Consider the following 254-nt stretch of genomic DNA (forward strand, 5'->3'; position numbering starts at 1 on the left):
TGATGAGTACAAATCTATACAGGTTGAGCGCAGCCATTACCGCATCAGTGAATTCAGGGAGTGAAGGTGGTCCTCCCATTGGTGGCTTTAATACAAACTCCACAAAATCAAGAACTTTAGCAGTCAAAAAAGGAGACAAATGTTGAGTGATGTTATCGTCAGCTTTTGAGGCTCCATTTTGTCTTGAAACCTTTTGGAGATACTCCTTGCGCATTTCTTCTTTGACACAGTCCAAAAGAATTGCAATCATTGAG

The 254-nt window shown here is 40.9% G+C and carries 1 protein-coding gene; it reads right to left on the minus strand.

The genetic code is table 11. The features are described from left to right. Window positions 1–254, minus strand: a 254-nt coding sequence (locus tag ACYQ78_RS39860) for a hypothetical protein (protein WP_459806190.1), incomplete at both ends; no start/stop codon positions are given.

Source organism: Herbidospora sp. RD11066, from assembly GCF_054661255.1.